The following is a 15,295-nucleotide window of genomic DNA, read 5'->3' as shown; positions in this document are numbered from 1 at the left end:
ACAAGGGCATCTAATTTTTTTATTTATTAATTTTATTATTATGAAAGAACAGCATAAAGAGCAGCACAATACCGGTTTTTTTTCCAATATGGAGCTCGTATTTGCGCTGCTTTCGGGGCTCGCTTTGGGCATCGGCTATTTACTATCAATAAACAACGAAACATTCATGGCATTGGCAGCCTCTATTTTGGCCTATTTTTTTGGCGGGTTTTTCACATTAAAAGAAGCAATCAAAACCATAGCGAAAGGAGCTTTCGAGATTGATTTTCTCATGTTTGCCGCAGCAGTTGGAGCAGCTATATTAGGAAAATGGTCAGAAGGCGGCCTGTTACTTTTTCTATTCAGTCTTGGTCATGCTTTAGAACACTATGCACTCGGTAAAGCACGTAAATCGATACAAGCATTGACGGATTTAGCCCCGCCGACCGCCCTGTTACTGCAAGCAGGCAAGGAAGTGGAGATCAAAATAGAAGAATTGCAATTAGGGGATACTATACGTATAAAACCGAATAGCAAAGTTCCGGCAGACGGGGTTGTCGTAAGAGGTGAGGGGACTGTTAACCAGGCACCAATTACAGGTGAAAGTATTCCGGTAGATAAAATGGCCATTGATGACCCTACGAGAGATTATTCCAAAGTTAAGAAGATAGATCAAAAAAACCGGGTGTTTGCGGGCACTATCAACGGAAACCGAGTGCTAGAGGTCCAGGTAACAAAAGAGGCGAAAGATTCGACCATTGCACGATTAATACATATGGTTAATGAAGTAGAAGAACAAAAGTCGCCTACCCAATTATTGACCGATAAATTTCAGCGATATTTTGTTCCGGCCGTTCTTTTATTAGTGATCCTACTATGTTTCGCGTTTTTAATTGTTGATGAAACATTCAACGAAAGTTTTTATCGGGCCATATCAGTTCTGGTAGCGGCGAGCCCATGCGCCTTAGCTATTTCTACACCGAGTGCTGTATTAAGTGGTGTAGCCCGTGCAGCTAAAGGAGGAGTTTTGATCAAAGGAGGTAGGCCACTTGAAGATTTGGGTATATTAGATGCCGTAGCTTTCGATAAAACAGGGACTTTGACAGAAGGCAAGCCAAAGTTAGCTGAACTAATCATATTCGACGGAGTTGATAAGCAAGAATTTTATTCCACAGTTCTAGCTGTCGAACAGCAAAGCGATCACCCTTTAGCTCAGGCAATCGTTAACGGCATTAATGAAATCGTTGAACCTAATAGGATAAGTGAGGCTATCGATATAGAAAGTGTTACGGGTAAAGGCGTGAAAGGTACGATCGACAACAGTTTAGTTTTGATAGGGAATAAGGCTCTTTTCTCAAGTGACGACGGGAATCTTCCACAGGATTATAAAGAACAAGTGGAGACATTAGAAGCAGAAGGAAAAACGGTGATGTTAGTTAAAAAAGGGAAAGATTTTCTCGGAATTATTTCTGTAATGGACAAACCCCGAGTAGGCGCAAAAGAAACACTCGCAGCGCTCCGAAAGCTTGGCATTCGACGAATGATCATGTTAACGGGCGATAATCAACAGGTTGCAAATTCTATTGCAAAGGAGATCGGATTAACAGACGCGTTCGGTGATTTAATGCCTGAAGATAAGGTAAGAGCCGTTAAACAACTCACAGACAAAGAAGGCAAGGTAGCCATGGTGGGCGACGGGGTGAACGATGCCCCCGCCATGGTAAAAAGTACGGTTGGAATCGCAATGGGAGCGGCGGGTTCGGACGTTGCACTGGAGACAGCAGATATAGCCTTGATGGCGGACAAGTTAGAAAACCTGCCTTTTGCGATCGGCCTAAGCCGTAAGTCGAAAGCAATTATTCGTCAGAATTTGTGGATAAGCTTAGGAGTAGTCGTGCTTCTCATTCCGCTAACTATGTTCGAGCTTGCCTCCATTGGCCCGGCTATTTTCGCTCATGAAGGCTCTACCTTGGTGGTCGTTCTTAATGCGTTGAGATTATTGGCTTATAAAAATTAAAACAGGGGGAACGTCTATAAGTTGCATTTTCGTCGCGCATTGAATGGAATGATTTGAAACGCTAGAATCGGGATGATAATGAAGCAATACGCCTAGACGTTCCTCTTATCCAAACCAACCGTAATAAAACAAGCCAATCACGACAGCAATACCAAAGCTTAGTAATGTACCTATTAACACATATTCAGTCAGTCTTCTGTCATCACCTTGCTTCAAGTCGCCGAATCTGAAAATTGATTTAGCGGCCAATAAAAAACCAACCGCGTCGAACTTTCCTACGATAATGAAGACAAAAATCAATAATCGCTCCAAATAACCAATCCACTTCCCCGCATTCTGCAATGAACTGTCAACCCTTCCGTCCTCTTGAGGTGTCCATTTAGAAATAGCCGTTTTAATAAGTATTGAACATGGTTTTGTGAGAAATAGCAGGCAAAAGTATAGGACCAGTTTTTCCGCATCGAACAGCTTGTCCAAAGAGGGTATCTCCACACTTTCAGCCATTATAACGGCCGCAGCAATAATTGAAACATGAAAGATCTGGTCAACAATTAGCGCCTCCACCTGCCATTTCTTTTGTTGAAAATATAGTTTCGCCAAATCGATTAAATAATGTGTCAATCCAATGAAAACAGCATAAGGCCAAAATTGGATATCCCAAGCCATCAACCATGCCAAACCGATATGAAGCAAACAATGGTAGTAGAGGTAAGGGGATTTTACTTTCTTATGTTCTTTTGACTTTACGCCTTTATCACTTTGTATAAAGAAGTCGCCTATCAAGTGGGCCAATAACAACCTTAAAAACAGCTCCATTTTAAGTTATTAAATTGATTTCAGTCTTTTTTCAAACAATTCAATGAGATCCCTAATTTCCGCAAGATAGGCACGATTAAACCGTTCACTTACCGACGACTGGCTTATTCCCAAAATTTCACCCAATTCCTTTTGTGATAAGCTCGGATGATCAAAAACCGTTTGTACCAACATAGCCGAATTTGGTGTCCAATTATCGATGAAGGTAAGGGCAAGCCTGAAAAACAAATTGAAATCTTCATTAAAAGTATTGTTCCCGGTTCGAATGGCCAAAGTTTGTTTATTTTTTTTAAGTAATTCAAATTGTTCGCCCGAGAAAAGATAGGCATCACCATATGATTCGGTGACACGCTCTCCTGTAAAGCTTTTCGCTCCAACACCTATTGATATTCGAGCGTCTAAGTCCTTTACGGTCTTTAAGCTCGCTTTTAAGTACAAAGCGCTATGCAAGGCATTTACTGGATTTGATAGTTCCAGCTGAAAACTATCGCCTCTAAAGATTTCCCAGTCTGTATCACTTTCAGTCACCTTGGAAAGACTTTCCTTTAACAGATCATTCCATTCTCTCGCAGATTTCGCCTTTCTTGAATTGATTATATCTCCTGTTAGTACCGCTATCATAAGCAGCAATATCGGACAAAAATCCGATATTAAAAAATATCGGCTAAATAATCTATAAAAATCGTTAAAACCTATATTTTTACATGATAAAACTATATAAAATGAAGACTTTCAAAATCTTATTTTTATTTTCTGCAGCACTTATAGTATGCGCCTGTAATAAAATATCGTTAACAAAGGAAGAGGCGTACAAGCTCATTGAGCAGCATAGAAAATATCCGCAGATTCAGAGCTATCAAATTTATACGAAAGATGCCGAAGACGGACGTCGAGTGTTAGATGCCGGTTTGGAAAAAGATGGATTGGTACAGGTAGAACGCAATCATAAAACAGGAGAGAATCAAAAGGCTATTATTCGTTTTACTGACAAAGCAAGTGAGCTCTTATTGCCTCCCGATAAAGGGCAGTTAAGCTCTGTCCAGAAGGTAAAAATCGCAGAGGAGGTACTTGATTCGGTTGTGTCGGTACAAGTCAGCGAACAACAAAAAACCGCCCTTGTTACCTTTACAACCAAGTATATAAATGTTAATCCCTTTTCAAAGTTAGATAAAAAAGACTATAGCCAAATAAAAAAGCATGAAGCTAAACTGAGCCTAACCAAGGATGGTTGGACTGTGCAATGATTACCGGATTAGCTACAATTATTAACTATTAAGATATTGTTAAACAAAAGATCAATAGAATTAAAAAAGAATGGCGACAAAGGGCATATCAGAAGACAATATTTTATAAATATGAAAAAAACAATAGAATTATGAAACACTTCTAGACTTTCTCAGTATATTTGCAATCCTATGTCTAGGCCATCCGGCCGCTTTTTTTAATAATAACAAAGGCCTCCAATCTCCCTGGAGGCCTTTTTACTTATAAAGAAATAAGAAAAAAACTATTTTATTAAATCTCTTATAACAGCTGAGGCAGCCGCCGCTCCAAATGTTGCCGGTATGTAAGACATCGTGCCGTAAGCAGATTTTTTATAGTTACTTCCATCTGTATAGATCAGTGAGTTCTTATCAGGAAGCTCAGAAGAAAAAACGACTTTAACCCCTTTGTAAATTTTGTGTTTCTTAAGTTTTTTACGAATATGTTGCGCCAATGGACAATTGTAAGTCTGTGAAATATCAACCACTTCCAATTTGGTGGGATCTACTTTACCACCGGCTCCCATTGAACTGACAAAACGGATTCGTTTTGCATAGGCTTGCCTAATAAAAGAAAGTTTGGGTGTTATACTATCTATAGCATCTACCGCATAATCCGGATTCATATTAATTAGGGATTCGATGCGTTCAGGGCTCATAAAATCGTTGATGACATGCAATTTCAATTCGGGGTTAATGGCGTACAAGCGTTCAGCCATTAATGTCGCTTTTGATTGCCCATGCGTTGTTGCTAATGCGGGCAGTTGTCTATTTCTATTGCTCGGATCCACCACATCGCCGTCGATTATGGTCATTTCTCCTACACCTCCTCTACATAAAAATTCGGCGGCAAACGAACCGACACCACCTAAGCCCAGTACCATTACATGGCTATTAATTAATTTATTCAAATTTTCCTTACCTATCAGAACTTCCGTTCTCGACAACCAAGCTGTTTCTTGCATGTATTTTATATATTAAATTTTGTCTTTTTAACACGGGCATAGTTCTCGTGAAGTTGTACGGCCAATGCCTCTACCGGCATACCTAGCACTACCGATGCTTTGTTGTAAACCGTTTCTATTTCTAATTCGGCATCATCTGTTTCCAGAAAGAGTTGAGTGAGCGGACATGCTTTTAGCGATTCAAGATGTTGATCTCTAATTAGAGAACGGCCAAATGACAAATAATATCCTTTCTCTATCAAAGTACGAGCAACAGTTATGCCCCTGTTAAAACCATGAAAAATGACAGGCACTTTGCTGTTAACTTTTTGCAGGCACTGAACAACTTCGCCAAAAGCCTTTACGCAATGAATTAGTAGGGGTTTATCAATCCGATTCGCAAGCTTTATTTGTTCAAAGAAAGCCTTTTCCTGAAGAAGCCATTCAGTCTCGCACCGTTTATCCAAACCACATTCACCGATTGCGAAAACCGTTTCATGTGCAGCATAGTTTGCTAGCTCATCCAGTTGACCTTTAAAAGAGGTATCGGTCACAAACCAAGGATGGATACCAATCGAACACGGATTGAAATCAAGACATCGGTTGTAGTTATCTCCAAGATTAATAACACTTACAACCCCTTCTGTTTGTTTATTATGGGTATGAATGTTTATAAACTTTCGCAAAAGATTTACCTAAACAAAATGATTTTTATTTTTACAGCGCTTTTTCCTCACGATCAGTTAGCTCAGTGGAAGACGCTAATGCATCTCCTGCAACTACGTTGAGCGAAGCGAGAACCTCTTGCTCTCTTGCTACGACAGCCTTGAAAGCCGATAGAAATTTAGAGGGAAGGGGCGTGGTTTCTCTAAAGTTTTGCTTTAGTGCATCCACTTGTTTTCCATTCTTCCAAAAACGGTAGCAGACATGTGGACCGGTAGCCAATCCCGTGCTTCCCACGTAGCCGATAACTTGACCTTGTTGAACACGTTGACCGGAACGAACCGCCCGTTTGCTCATGTGTAAATACTGCGTAGTGTAAGTTCCATTATGTTTTATTTTCACATAATTACCATTGAATTTAGAGAAGGCCGACTCGGTAACCACGCCATTACCGGTAGCAATGATGGGTGTGCCTCTCGGAGCAGCATAATCGGTTCCCAAATGCGCCTTCCAAATTTTCTGTACAGGGTGCAACCGTCGCTTTGTATACCGCGAGGTTATCCGGCTAAATTTCAGGGGTGCTTTCAAAAAAGCCCTTCTTACGCTATTACCTTCTTCATCATAATACTCTCCTTTAGTTGTACTGTCTGTCTGAAAATAAAATGCCGACAATTCTTTCCCTTTATGTGAAAACACCGCAGACACAATATGACCTGCATCTACAGGCCGATCATCTACATATCGCCTTTCATATTGGATTTTAAACCAATCATTCTCACCAATCGCATAAAAATCGATCGCCCATCCATAAATTTCCGCTAACTTGATAGCTAGTTGTGGATCTGCACCGTTCCGCTGCAGCGCTTCATAAAGCGAATGATTGATATCACTCGCCACGGTTTCCAACCTGACAGCAACATCCTTCTTACCAGCATACACATTTAACGTATCCCGGAGATCATATACAATATAATCTATCGGATTCGGTTGATAAATAAAGTAGGCTGCTTTTTGTGGGTTATTTTTATACGTAAAGATCGTATATGGATTTCCGGCTGAAATTTTACGTACATTGAATATAGCTCTTGATTTATCAGCAAGTTTGCTGATCGTAACAGGGTCAACCTGATAAGCCGATAGAATATTGGACAGGAATTGATTTCTCTCAACCTTATTATTATGAACATCGAAGGAATCGACGGCTAGATTGAATTGCTTTGGAAGTGGAACCGGAATCTTCTCTTGGGCATTTACTGCTTTGGTGGGTGATTCTTCTGATGTTCTATTTATTTCGAATCCAGAAAAGAATACAATACCTGATCCTAAAACAAGTATTAAAACTACCAGGATCTTAATGGTATACTTATTGAATTTCATATAGTCGGGTTTGGGCGATTTACTGTTATGTATCAAAATTTGTGTACTAAAATCTAAATAATGTATTAGAATAACAAAAAAAGAACAATTTTATTGTGTAATACGCCGAAATATTATGGATGGACTGATCTACTCTTCTTCAGATACGGAAAAGTGGTATACATATTGGTAACTATTACGTGATTAAAACCATCTGGGGAAAATTTAAAATGCACTATTTCATTAACCATTAACCCATATCACCATGGAGATTACAACTACTACCATACATCAGCTTAAATGGGATTTTCCGGATACCAACGAATTCCATGCCGTTATTAGCAATGGAAAAATTACGACACTTCACTTTCAAGACATTGGAGATCTCACCGATAGTGATCTCTGTTCTACGAATGAAAAATATTTAAGAAACATTTGCAAAGCACTGAAAGAGCTTTTTCAACATTTAGATTCCGTACGAGCCGTAGGAAATGTAGAAACCAAAGAAGAGGAGAAACAAGAAGGTACTCATTTGAACCCCATTAAACCTCAAATAAAATCATTTGCATTAGAAAAAGACCAGGCAGACGATCGTGGTTATGAAGGAAAATACGTTTAGTTAAACAATAATATATTTAGCAATTCGTTTTTACTATTTAACACGGGAGAAGTAAGAGACTTTTCGCCCGTGAGCGAGCCATCTCGAGGATAAAGAAAAACGTGAGTTTTGCAAGGGTTTTGTAAAACTCACGGATGCTCTATGTAAAAATTCTTAGTTTTATAATTGATTAGTTGAACAAATGTAACGTTTAAAACGTAAAACCAAAAAAATATTTAAAAATTAAGTAAGTAAACACTCACCTTTTGGTAAAACAATTGTTTCACTCCAAGCCATACTTCATCTTTATCAGTCTCGCAATTTCATCTATGTTCTCCATATCCCCGGTAGCTTCTTTTTTCCACAGTGTATCAATCAACAATAAAAGAAATTGCGTTTCAAGTGCGGGATTCTCCATTCCCAACTCGGTAAACGCTTTATTAACAACCGTATCAACAGGTTTCATAAATAATATATGCTGTTGCTTCGAAAATTCATGATGAGAAAGCCTTTCTTGCAATTTCCAGAAAAGTGGCTCTTCACTTACTAATTTTTTGGGAAGGTCAATCATATAACGCAAAAAAGATTTGGGATCATGATAGGTTAACATTCCCTTATTCTGGACTAGTACCCTGCGATAACCCGATTTAATAAGGTGGAATAACAATTTATCTTTATTCTCAAAATGTTTAAATATAAGCGCCTCTGAAACATTGGCTTCTTTGGCAATCAATTTAGTCGATGTGTCTGCATAGCCTTTAACTGAAAACAGCAGAAGTGCAGCTTCCATTATTTTTTCTCTTCTATTGGCTCCCTGTTTCTTCATAGAGCAATTCTAATGCTTGCATGTTCAGATTATTTGCAAAGATATTATTCTTTGCAAATATTTATCCGATCGCATCGATTTCAACAAGTGTTTAAAAAGGGAAGGTGATCTAAGTCATTAAAATATTGAAAAATTAGCGGTAACTTTAACGTAAAGTTGCTTTAGTTAACTTAAAAAATAAAGATTATGAAAATTTTAGTGCCAACTGATTTTTCCATTAATTCCCTTGCCGGTATTCATTTTGCCATACATTTGGCAAATCAAACGGACGCTGAAATTCATTTACAGTTTATATATGTGAATCATTTAGCCAAAGTATTCGCTGTCAAGGAAGATCCTGTTGTTCAAACTTCTCTCACTGAGGATAAGGAACAGTCAGCATATCAGGTAAAACTGGAGGAGTTCGTTTTAGGTATATATAACGAAATGGGAATCCAGCCAAAGCGCTTTTCTGTAGAAGTAATCAGAGGCGTTAGAGCAGACAGTGCCTTGTTAAATTACTGCGCAAAAACTTCGGGTATCGATTATATATGCATGAGCACGAAGGGAGCGGACAAGATAGACCGGCTTTTCGGAACAAATACCGGCAATTTGGTAACAAAATCTGATGTCCCCGTAATTGTTGTACCGCTAGACTATGCAATTCAACCTTTTACCAAGATCGTATATGCATCAGATCTGCAAGATTTTGATGCGGAGATTGAAAGGGTTGTTAATTTTTCTTCCGCACTTAAAACCCCTATTGAAGTACTACATTTTGTTCCGGATCTGGCTCTTATACCGGACAAGTATAATCAACAGGAAGTTGAAAAAAAATACAACTATGGCATTACGTTCCATTTTGAGAAAACGAATCCGGTTCATACGCTGTTAAAAAACCTAAGAGATCAGCTGGTGCGCATGAAACCTTCCATTTTAGTCTTATTTACAAAAAGACACAGGTCCTTCTTTCACAAGTTGTTTCTGTCCGACTTAGCAGAAGATTTAGCCTTTCATGCGGTTGTACCGATGCTTGTTATAAATAAAACGTAGCCTTGTATAGAGCTGGCAAATATTAAGGCAGTGTAATTCAAATAATAACAAAGGATAAGCCTTCTGAATATTTTATTGTCATTTTTTTGCCTATTGCGATAAAAAGATGTTAATTTGGAAACCACTAAGCGCCGCTTATTGGTTCCAATAAAATTCAGCTTAAAAAAATGGCATTTAGCTACAAGAGGATTATTGTCAAGATAGGGTCGAATGTGCTAACAAAAGAAAATGGGTTACCGGATTATTCCCGTATTCAGCATCTCGTCGAACAATTAGTCTATTTAAAGAAAAAGGGTATTGAATTGATCGTCGTGTCGTCCGGTGCTGTTGCATCAGGCAGAAGCTTACTTCCCTCGGTAAAAGAAGCTAAACATGCCGTTGCTATAAGACAGGTATTATCTTCCATCGGACAGGTAAAACTTATCAACACCTACTCGCAACTGTTTAACGAACACGAGATGCTATGCGCGCAAGTTTTGGTTACAAAGGAAGATTTTCGTGATCGGGTACATTACTTAAACATGAAAAACTGTTTCCATTCTCTATTACAGAATGATGTAATTCCCATCGTTAATGAAAACGATGTGATTTCGGTAACGGAGCTGATGTTTACGGATAATGATGAATTAGCAGGCCTAATCGCATCTATGTTAAACGCAAATGCGCTGATTATACTATCTAATATAGATGGAATATATAATGGTGACCCCAAACTTCCCGATACGCATATTATAGAAAAGGTTAAACAAAATGAATATAATTTTTCCGCTATTATCAAAGCCGAGAAGTCTACTTTTGGGAGAGGTGGCATGATTACAAAAGCCTCTATTGCGGGTAAAGTTGCAAAACTGGGAATTGCGGTACATATTGCAAACGGCAAACGCGACAATGTGTTAAAAGATCTATTATTTGAAGATTTGGTGCATACACATTTTTTACCGGAAAAACACAAATCCGAACGGAAGAAATGGATTGCACATGCGGAAGGCGCCGCATCGGGTACGGTTCAACTGAACACCGGCGCCAAAGAGGTACTGACTTCCGGTAAAGTTAGCAGCCTTTTGCCTATTGGCATAACTGCTGTATCCGGTGAATTCAAGAAAGGTGATGTTATCAAGATACTCGACGAACACCAGCAAACTATTGGCTGGGGAATTGCTCAATATGGTGCCGACAAAGCGCGCGAACGGATGGGTGTAAAAAATCAAAAACCACTTGTTCATTACGATTACCTGTACTCTGTTTATTAGTTTAATTTTTATCAGGTACCCATTTTAGCGGTAACCCATAAAGGCAAGACAAAAAATGAATTACTTGCAATACTTTCAGCATGCGAAAAACGCACAACAAGAAATGCTGCGTCTATCAAATGAAACGATCGACCTAATACTGACTGATCTTGCGAATGAGATTAGAAATAAGACTTCTTTTTTATTGGAAGAAAACCAGAAGGACCTTAATAGGATGCCGACTGATGATCCGAAATATGACCGATTGCTGTTAAGTGAACACCGAATATCAGCAATCGCATCCGATATAGAGCATGTTGCTCATCTTAAAAATCCAATTGGGGGCATCCTTGAAAGTCGCACGCTTCCTAATAAGCTTCATATTGAAAAAGTAAGGGTTCCACTGGGTGTTATAAGCGTCATTTACGAAGCTCGTCCAAATGTAACGCTTGATGTATTCGCTCTCTGCTTTAAAACAGGCAATGTGACGCTATTAAAAGGGGGCAGCGACGCAGCATTTTCTAATACGGCTATTGTTAAAATCATACAAACTGTGCTTGAGAGGCACAATGTATCGCCAAAGGTCGTAACTTTATTGCCTGCCGAACGCGAAGCAACAGAGGCTTTACTACAAGCTGTGGGTTATGTAGACGTACTTATTCCTCGTGGTAGCCAGCAGTTAATAAACTATGTGCGTACCGCGAGTAAGATCCCCGTTATTGAGACAGGCGCAGGCATTGTCCACACTTATTTTGATGTATCTGCGGACGTGGAAAAAGGAAAAGCTATTATTCATAATGCCAAAACTCGCCGTGTCAGTGTTTGTAATTCGCTTGACTGCCTGCTTGTACATAAAGAACGATTAGCTGATTTAGCTTTACTAACGGAGCCTTTATCACATAAAGAAGTTGAGCTCTTCGCCGACGAAGAAAGTTACAGACAGCTTGAAAGTCATTACCCTCAACATTTACTTCGTCAAGCGGAAGAAAGCCATTTCGGAACCGAATTCCTTTCGCTTAAACTGGCCATAAAAGTGGTAAAAGACATTGACGATGCACTTACACATATAGCGCAATACAGCTCTAAACATAGCGAAGCCATTATCGCTGAAAACCCTGAAACAATCGCTCGATTTTTACATACCGTGGATGCTGCCGCGGTATATGCAAATGTTTCTACCGCATTTACAGACGGTGCTCAGTTCGGTCTAGGTGCTGAAATAGGTATCAGCACCCAAAAGTTGCACGCGAGAGGCCCCATGGGCTTGGAGGAACTGACCTCTTACAAGTGGATAGTTAGGGGCGATGGGCAAATAAGAGAATAGCTTAAGATTAGCTATCAAAATACTGATTAGTCATCGTAGCTATTCGCAATGTCGTGCATTTTATCTAAGTTTGTCCTGTTATTTGGTTTTCAATCTAGATTAGATTGAAATGAAAAAGGGAATTTGGTGCAAATCCAAAACTGTCCCGCAGCTGTAAGTTCATTAAACTATGTTTCATTGGCCACTGTACAGGATGTATGGGAAGGCGAAACAATTGAGAACAAGTCAGAATACCTGCCGAATAATAAAAAATCTAGGCTTTCGTGGATTGAAGCATCAGATTAAACTTTACCCTGTATTATACTTATAAACAAGGAGTTATTCTGCCGCTTCTTTTACTGCCTTAACGGATCAAGCTATGTTAAAACGAATCGTTATACGTAAAAGAACTCTTTTTTTCGGCCTTTGTACCGCATGCTTAACACAGGCCTGCTCAAAGAGCGATACCGAACCAACTGATACTGGGCCGATCAAATATGTAACAGAACTCTTTGACTACCAACCGGCACCCGGACAATTTATCAGTCAATCATTAGATAATGAAAACGGCGCGCGAAGCATTCTGAGAGGCAATCAAGGAATCGTTTCTTTGGGCGCTTTTGGGGGATACATTGTTCTGGGGTTCGACCACCCGGTGATTAACGTACCTGATAAAGCAGATATCGCCGTTTATGGTAATTCCATGGACAACTTTGCAGAACCGGGAGTTGTCTGGCTCATGAGAGACGAAAACGGTAATGGGATTCCGGATGATACTTGGTATGAAATCCAAGGAAGTGAATTTGGGAAACCTGGATACGTGCGTGATTATATGGTTACTTATTTTAAGCCTGCTACAGATACTTCCGATATTCTGTGGAAAGATAGCTCAGGAAATGAAGGAAAAATAAAAAGGAATAATACACATCGCCAACTCTATTTCCCGAGTTGGATTGATCAGGACTCCTATTCATTGCAGGGCTCTTTACTCCCTAGCACTAATATTGATCAAACAAACCCCGACTTTATTACGAGCGCGCCATTTGTTTATGGCTATGCAGACAATAGGTATAATGGAGATGAGATAGACATCGCCGATGCAATAGACGAAAAAGGGGTAAAGGTAAATCTTCCTTCTATTAATTTTATCAAGATACAAACCGGTATTTTGGCAGATCTTGGAAGGCTAGGGGAGCTATCCACTGAAATAACGGCTGTAGAAGATCTTAATATTCCTTGATAACACTTGAATAATTATTCACTATACCCTTCTTTTTGGCTTGTCCTTTTTACGCTTTTTCTTACGCGAAATGTAAGTGCGCAAACAAACAAAATGGACACCGTTTCCATTTATGGCACAAAAAACAACCTCACCATTCAATCGGCGGTTCCTGTCCAGATTTTAACTTCTAACGAACTGAAAGGATTAAATAGTTTATCGGTAGCAGATGCCACACGCTTCCTTTCCGGAGTCCAGCTAAAGGACTATGGAGGAGTGGGGGGACTAAAAACTATCAATGTCAGAAGCATGGGGTCCAGTCATACACAAGTACTCTTAGATGGTATTGCTGTAGGCAATATGCAAAACGGACAAGTTGACCTCGGAAAATATTCGCTTGAAAACATAGAACAAATTAGCCTTTACAATGGCGACCGCCAAGCTTTACTACAACCGGCCAAAAGTTTTGCCTCGGCTTCTTATATGTATTTACAAAGTAAAACACCTCAATTTAAAGAAGGCAAAGATTATAATCTAACCGCAGGTTTAAAGCATGGCTCTTTTGACCTAATCAATCCTTCTTTATTAGTTGAAAGAAAAATCAACGAAAATTTAAATGCTACTATCAGCACCGAATATACTCAGGCGAGCGGAAAATATAAATTCCGATTGCAAGACCCAAACTATGATACCGTGGCTTACCGAGAAAACGCCGATATCAAAGCTTTTAGAGCAGAATCAATCATCAATGGAAAATGGTTATCCGGTGATTGGCGTAGTCATGTATACATCTATTCATCTGATAGGGGACTTCCCGACGCAATTATTGCCAATCGATTAAAACCCACAAGTCCGGAGAAAGGACAGCGTCAAAAAGATCGCAATATTTTTTTTCAAAGTTCCTATCGAAAAGAACTCAACCGGTATTCGTTTTTGGTAAATGCTAAATACGCAAATGATTATACGTATTATTTAAACCCCAATATCATTAAGATCGAAGGACCGCTGGAGAATAATTTCAGGCAACAGGAAATCTTTTTATCGTTCGCTAATCAATATAAAGTGACCCGACAATGGGGCCTGTCATTAAGTGCGGACTGGCAATGGAATAAATTAAACGCGAACTTAGACGATTTTGCCTATCCTACGCGATATACTACGCTCTTAGCATTAGCGTCGCAATATAAAGTAGATCGGGTTACCTTTCAATCGAGTTTGTTGGCAACCTTGGTACAAGATCATGCAAAACATGATGCGGGCGCAGGAGTTAAACGCAGGCTGAGCCCCACTTTTTCTATATCCTGGCAGCCCTTTACTTATCAGGATTTCCGAATAAGGGCGTTTTATAAGAACATTTTCCGAATGCCTACCTTCAATGACCTATATTATACTGATATTGGAAACACTTCATTGAGGCCCGAAAATGCCAACCAATTCAATGTAGGTGCAACTTATGGGAAGTCTTTGGCAAAGGCACTGAAATATTTCAGTATACAGGCAGATGTATACTATAACACGATTAACGACAAAATAATTGCCTCCCCGGCCAATAATCAATTCCGTTGGATAATGTATAACTTAGATCGCGTAGAAACAAAGGGTGTCGATGTCCTGGCAAAAGTGGTTTATCAGCCCTTTAAAAAGGCCAATATTACCATGGGATTGAATTATACGTTCGAAGAGGCATTGGATATGACAGAAAATCAGGAAAATCACCAAGCCTTTAATCGCGGACAGCAGATTCCGTATATCCCGAAGCATAGCGGTTCATTAATAGTACAAATGGACTATCGAAGCTTTCGTTTAAATTATAGCTTTCTTTATACCGGTGAGCGGTACAGTCAGGCAGCTAATCGTGCAGACAATTACTTGCAACCTTGGTACACACATGACATTTCAATCGGAAAAGAGGATCTTACCTTTACAGGAAAGGTAAAGCTGAATTTGATGCTGGAAATGAATAACTTTCTCAATCAACCCTACGAGGTTGTTAAAAATTTCCCTATGCCGGGAAGAAATTTCCGTATAAGAATATCATTTAAATATTAAGC

At 39.4% G+C, this 15,295-nt stretch carries 14 protein-coding genes and 1 riboswitch; of the genes, 8 read left to right on the top strand and 6 right to left on the bottom strand.

The window, feature by feature from the left end; all coding sequences use genetic code 11:
- The first annotated feature begins 40 nt into the window (after positions 1-40).
- Complete coding sequence (locus FKG96_RS15575) at positions 41-1,996, top strand: heavy metal translocating P-type ATPase (protein ID WP_246860291.1); 1,956 nt, start codon at positions 41-43, stop codon at positions 1,994-1,996.
- A gap of 105 nt (positions 1,997-2,101) precedes the next feature.
- Here the strand turns inward: FKG96_RS15575 and FKG96_RS15570 are convergent, their stop codons facing one another.
- Together FKG96_RS15570 and FKG96_RS15565 are read right to left on the bottom strand one after the other, a co-directional pair.
- Complete coding sequence (locus tag FKG96_RS15570) at positions 2,102-2,812, bottom strand: DUF3307 domain-containing protein (RefSeq protein WP_130856000.1); 711 nt, start codon at positions 2,810-2,812, stop codon at positions 2,102-2,104.
- Between the two features lie 9 nt (positions 2,813-2,821).
- The gene (locus tag FKG96_RS15565) at positions 2,822-3,433 is read right to left on the bottom strand and encodes a helix-turn-helix domain-containing protein (protein WP_130856001.1); all 612 of its coding nucleotides are present in this window, start codon (positions 3,431-3,433) and stop codon (positions 2,822-2,824) included.
- A 101-nt stretch (positions 3,434-3,534) separates the two neighbouring features.
- Here FKG96_RS15565 and FKG96_RS15560 point away from each other — a divergent pair, with 101 nt between their 5' ends.
- Positions 3,535-4,056 (top strand): hypothetical protein, encoded by a 522-nt coding sequence (locus FKG96_RS15560; RefSeq protein ID WP_130856002.1) that lies wholly within the window; start codon positions 3,535-3,537, stop codon positions 4,054-4,056.
- Between the two features lie 263 nt (positions 4,057-4,319).
- Here the strand turns inward: FKG96_RS15560 and FKG96_RS15555 are convergent, their stop codons facing one another.
- The 3 genes from FKG96_RS15555 to FKG96_RS15545 are packed head-to-tail and all read right to left on the bottom strand — an operon-like array spanning position 4,320 to position 7,058.
- Positions 4,320-5,039 carry a ThiF family adenylyltransferase gene (locus FKG96_RS15555; protein ID WP_013666914.1) on the bottom strand — a complete coding sequence of 240 codons (720 nt, stop codon included), beginning with the start codon at positions 5,037-5,039 and terminating at the stop codon, positions 4,320-4,322.
- A 5-nt stretch (positions 5,040-5,044) separates the two neighbouring features.
- Positions 5,045-5,704, bottom strand: coding sequence for a TatD family hydrolase (locus tag FKG96_RS15550; protein WP_130856003.1), 660 nt, complete (start codon positions 5,702-5,704; stop codon positions 5,045-5,047).
- A gap of 31 nt (positions 5,705-5,735) precedes the next feature.
- A complete protein-coding gene (locus FKG96_RS15545; protein WP_130856004.1) occupies positions 5,736-7,058 on the bottom strand; it encodes a M23 family metallopeptidase in 1,323 nt (440 codons plus the stop codon).
- Positions 7,059-7,302: 244 nt separating this feature from the next.
- Between FKG96_RS15545 and FKG96_RS15540 the strand changes: the two genes are divergently transcribed.
- A complete protein-coding gene (locus FKG96_RS15540; protein ID WP_130856005.1) occupies positions 7,303-7,656 on the top strand; it encodes a hypothetical protein in 354 nt (117 codons plus the stop codon).
- 262 nt (positions 7,657-7,918) lie between these two features.
- Here FKG96_RS15540 and FKG96_RS15535 read toward each other — a convergent pair whose 3' ends face one another.
- The gene (locus FKG96_RS15535) at positions 7,919-8,461 is read right to left on the bottom strand and encodes a TetR/AcrR family transcriptional regulator (protein WP_013666910.1); all 543 of its coding nucleotides are present in this window, start codon (positions 8,459-8,461) and stop codon (positions 7,919-7,921) included.
- Positions 8,462-8,647: 186 nt separating this feature from the next.
- Between FKG96_RS15535 and FKG96_RS15530 the strand changes: the two genes are divergently transcribed.
- From FKG96_RS15530 to FKG96_RS15510, 5 genes are all read left to right on the top strand, one after another.
- The gene (locus FKG96_RS15530; RefSeq protein WP_130856006.1) at positions 8,648-9,493 is read left to right on the top strand and encodes a universal stress protein; all 846 of its coding nucleotides are present in this window, start codon (positions 8,648-8,650) and stop codon (positions 9,491-9,493) included.
- A 167-nt stretch (positions 9,494-9,660) separates the two neighbouring features.
- Positions 9,661-10,743 (top strand): glutamate 5-kinase, encoded by a 1,083-nt coding sequence (gene proB, locus FKG96_RS15525; protein WP_130856007.1) that lies wholly within the window; start codon positions 9,661-9,663, stop codon positions 10,741-10,743.
- Between the two features lie 55 nt (positions 10,744-10,798).
- Positions 10,799-12,046 carry a glutamate-5-semialdehyde dehydrogenase gene (locus FKG96_RS15520; RefSeq protein WP_130856008.1) on the top strand — a complete coding sequence of 416 codons (1,248 nt, stop codon included), beginning with the start codon at positions 10,799-10,801 and terminating at the stop codon, positions 12,044-12,046.
- A 66-nt stretch (positions 12,047-12,112) separates the two neighbouring features.
- A riboswitch (cobalamin riboswitch) is annotated at positions 12,113-12,303 on the top strand.
- A 101-nt stretch (positions 12,304-12,404) separates the two neighbouring features.
- Complete coding sequence (locus FKG96_RS15515) at positions 12,405-13,265, top strand: cell surface protein (RefSeq protein ID WP_130856009.1); 861 nt, start codon at positions 12,405-12,407, stop codon at positions 13,263-13,265.
- Positions 13,266-13,271: 6 nt separating this feature from the next.
- A complete protein-coding gene (locus FKG96_RS15510) occupies positions 13,272-15,293 on the top strand; it encodes a TonB-dependent siderophore receptor (RefSeq protein ID WP_130856010.1) in 2,022 nt (673 codons plus the stop codon).
- The last annotated feature ends 2 nt before the right edge of the window (positions 15,294-15,295 follow it).

The organism is Olivibacter sp. LS-1, from assembly GCF_008245145.1.
GTDB lineage: Bacteria > Bacteroidota > Bacteroidia > Sphingobacteriales > Sphingobacteriaceae > Olivibacter > Olivibacter oleidegradans.
Note: the sequence above shows the minus strand (reverse complement) of the source record. Positions and strands in the feature narration are given on the sequence as shown.

Excerpts from the sequence above, each read along its gene's own strand:
- FKG96_RS15575 (WP_246860291.1), top strand. The coding sequence starts at position 41 with ATGAAAGAACAGCATAAAGAGCAGCACAATACCGGTTTTTTTTCCAAT.
- FKG96_RS15570 (WP_130856000.1), bottom strand. The coding sequence starts at position 2,812 with ATGGAGCTGTTTTTAAGGTTGTTATTGGCCCACTTGATAGGCGACTTC.
- FKG96_RS15565 (WP_130856001.1), bottom strand. The coding sequence starts at position 3,433 with ATGATAGCGGTACTAACAGGAGATATAATCAATTCAAGAAAGGCGAAA.
- FKG96_RS15560 (WP_130856002.1), top strand. The coding sequence starts at position 3,535 with ATGAAGACTTTCAAAATCTTATTTTTATTTTCTGCAGCACTTATAGTA.
- FKG96_RS15555 (WP_013666914.1), bottom strand. The coding sequence starts at position 5,039 with ATGCAAGAAACAGCTTGGTTGTCGAGAACGGAAGTTCTGATAGGTAAG.
- FKG96_RS15545 (WP_130856004.1), bottom strand. The coding sequence starts at position 7,058 with ATGAAATTCAATAAGTATACCATTAAGATCCTGGTAGTTTTAATACTT.
- FKG96_RS15540 (WP_130856005.1), top strand. The coding sequence starts at position 7,303 with ATGGAGATTACAACTACTACCATACATCAGCTTAAATGGGATTTTCCG.
- FKG96_RS15535 (WP_013666910.1), bottom strand. The coding sequence starts at position 8,461 with ATGAAGAAACAGGGAGCCAATAGAAGAGAAAAAATAATGGAAGCTGCA.
- FKG96_RS15530 (WP_130856006.1), top strand. The coding sequence starts at position 8,648 with ATGAAAATTTTAGTGCCAACTGATTTTTCCATTAATTCCCTTGCCGGT.
- proB (WP_130856007.1), top strand. The coding sequence starts at position 9,661 with ATGGCATTTAGCTACAAGAGGATTATTGTCAAGATAGGGTCGAATGTG.
- FKG96_RS15520 (WP_130856008.1), top strand. The coding sequence starts at position 10,799 with ATGAATTACTTGCAATACTTTCAGCATGCGAAAAACGCACAACAAGAA.
- FKG96_RS15515 (WP_130856009.1), top strand. The coding sequence starts at position 12,405 with ATGTTAAAACGAATCGTTATACGTAAAAGAACTCTTTTTTTCGGCCTT.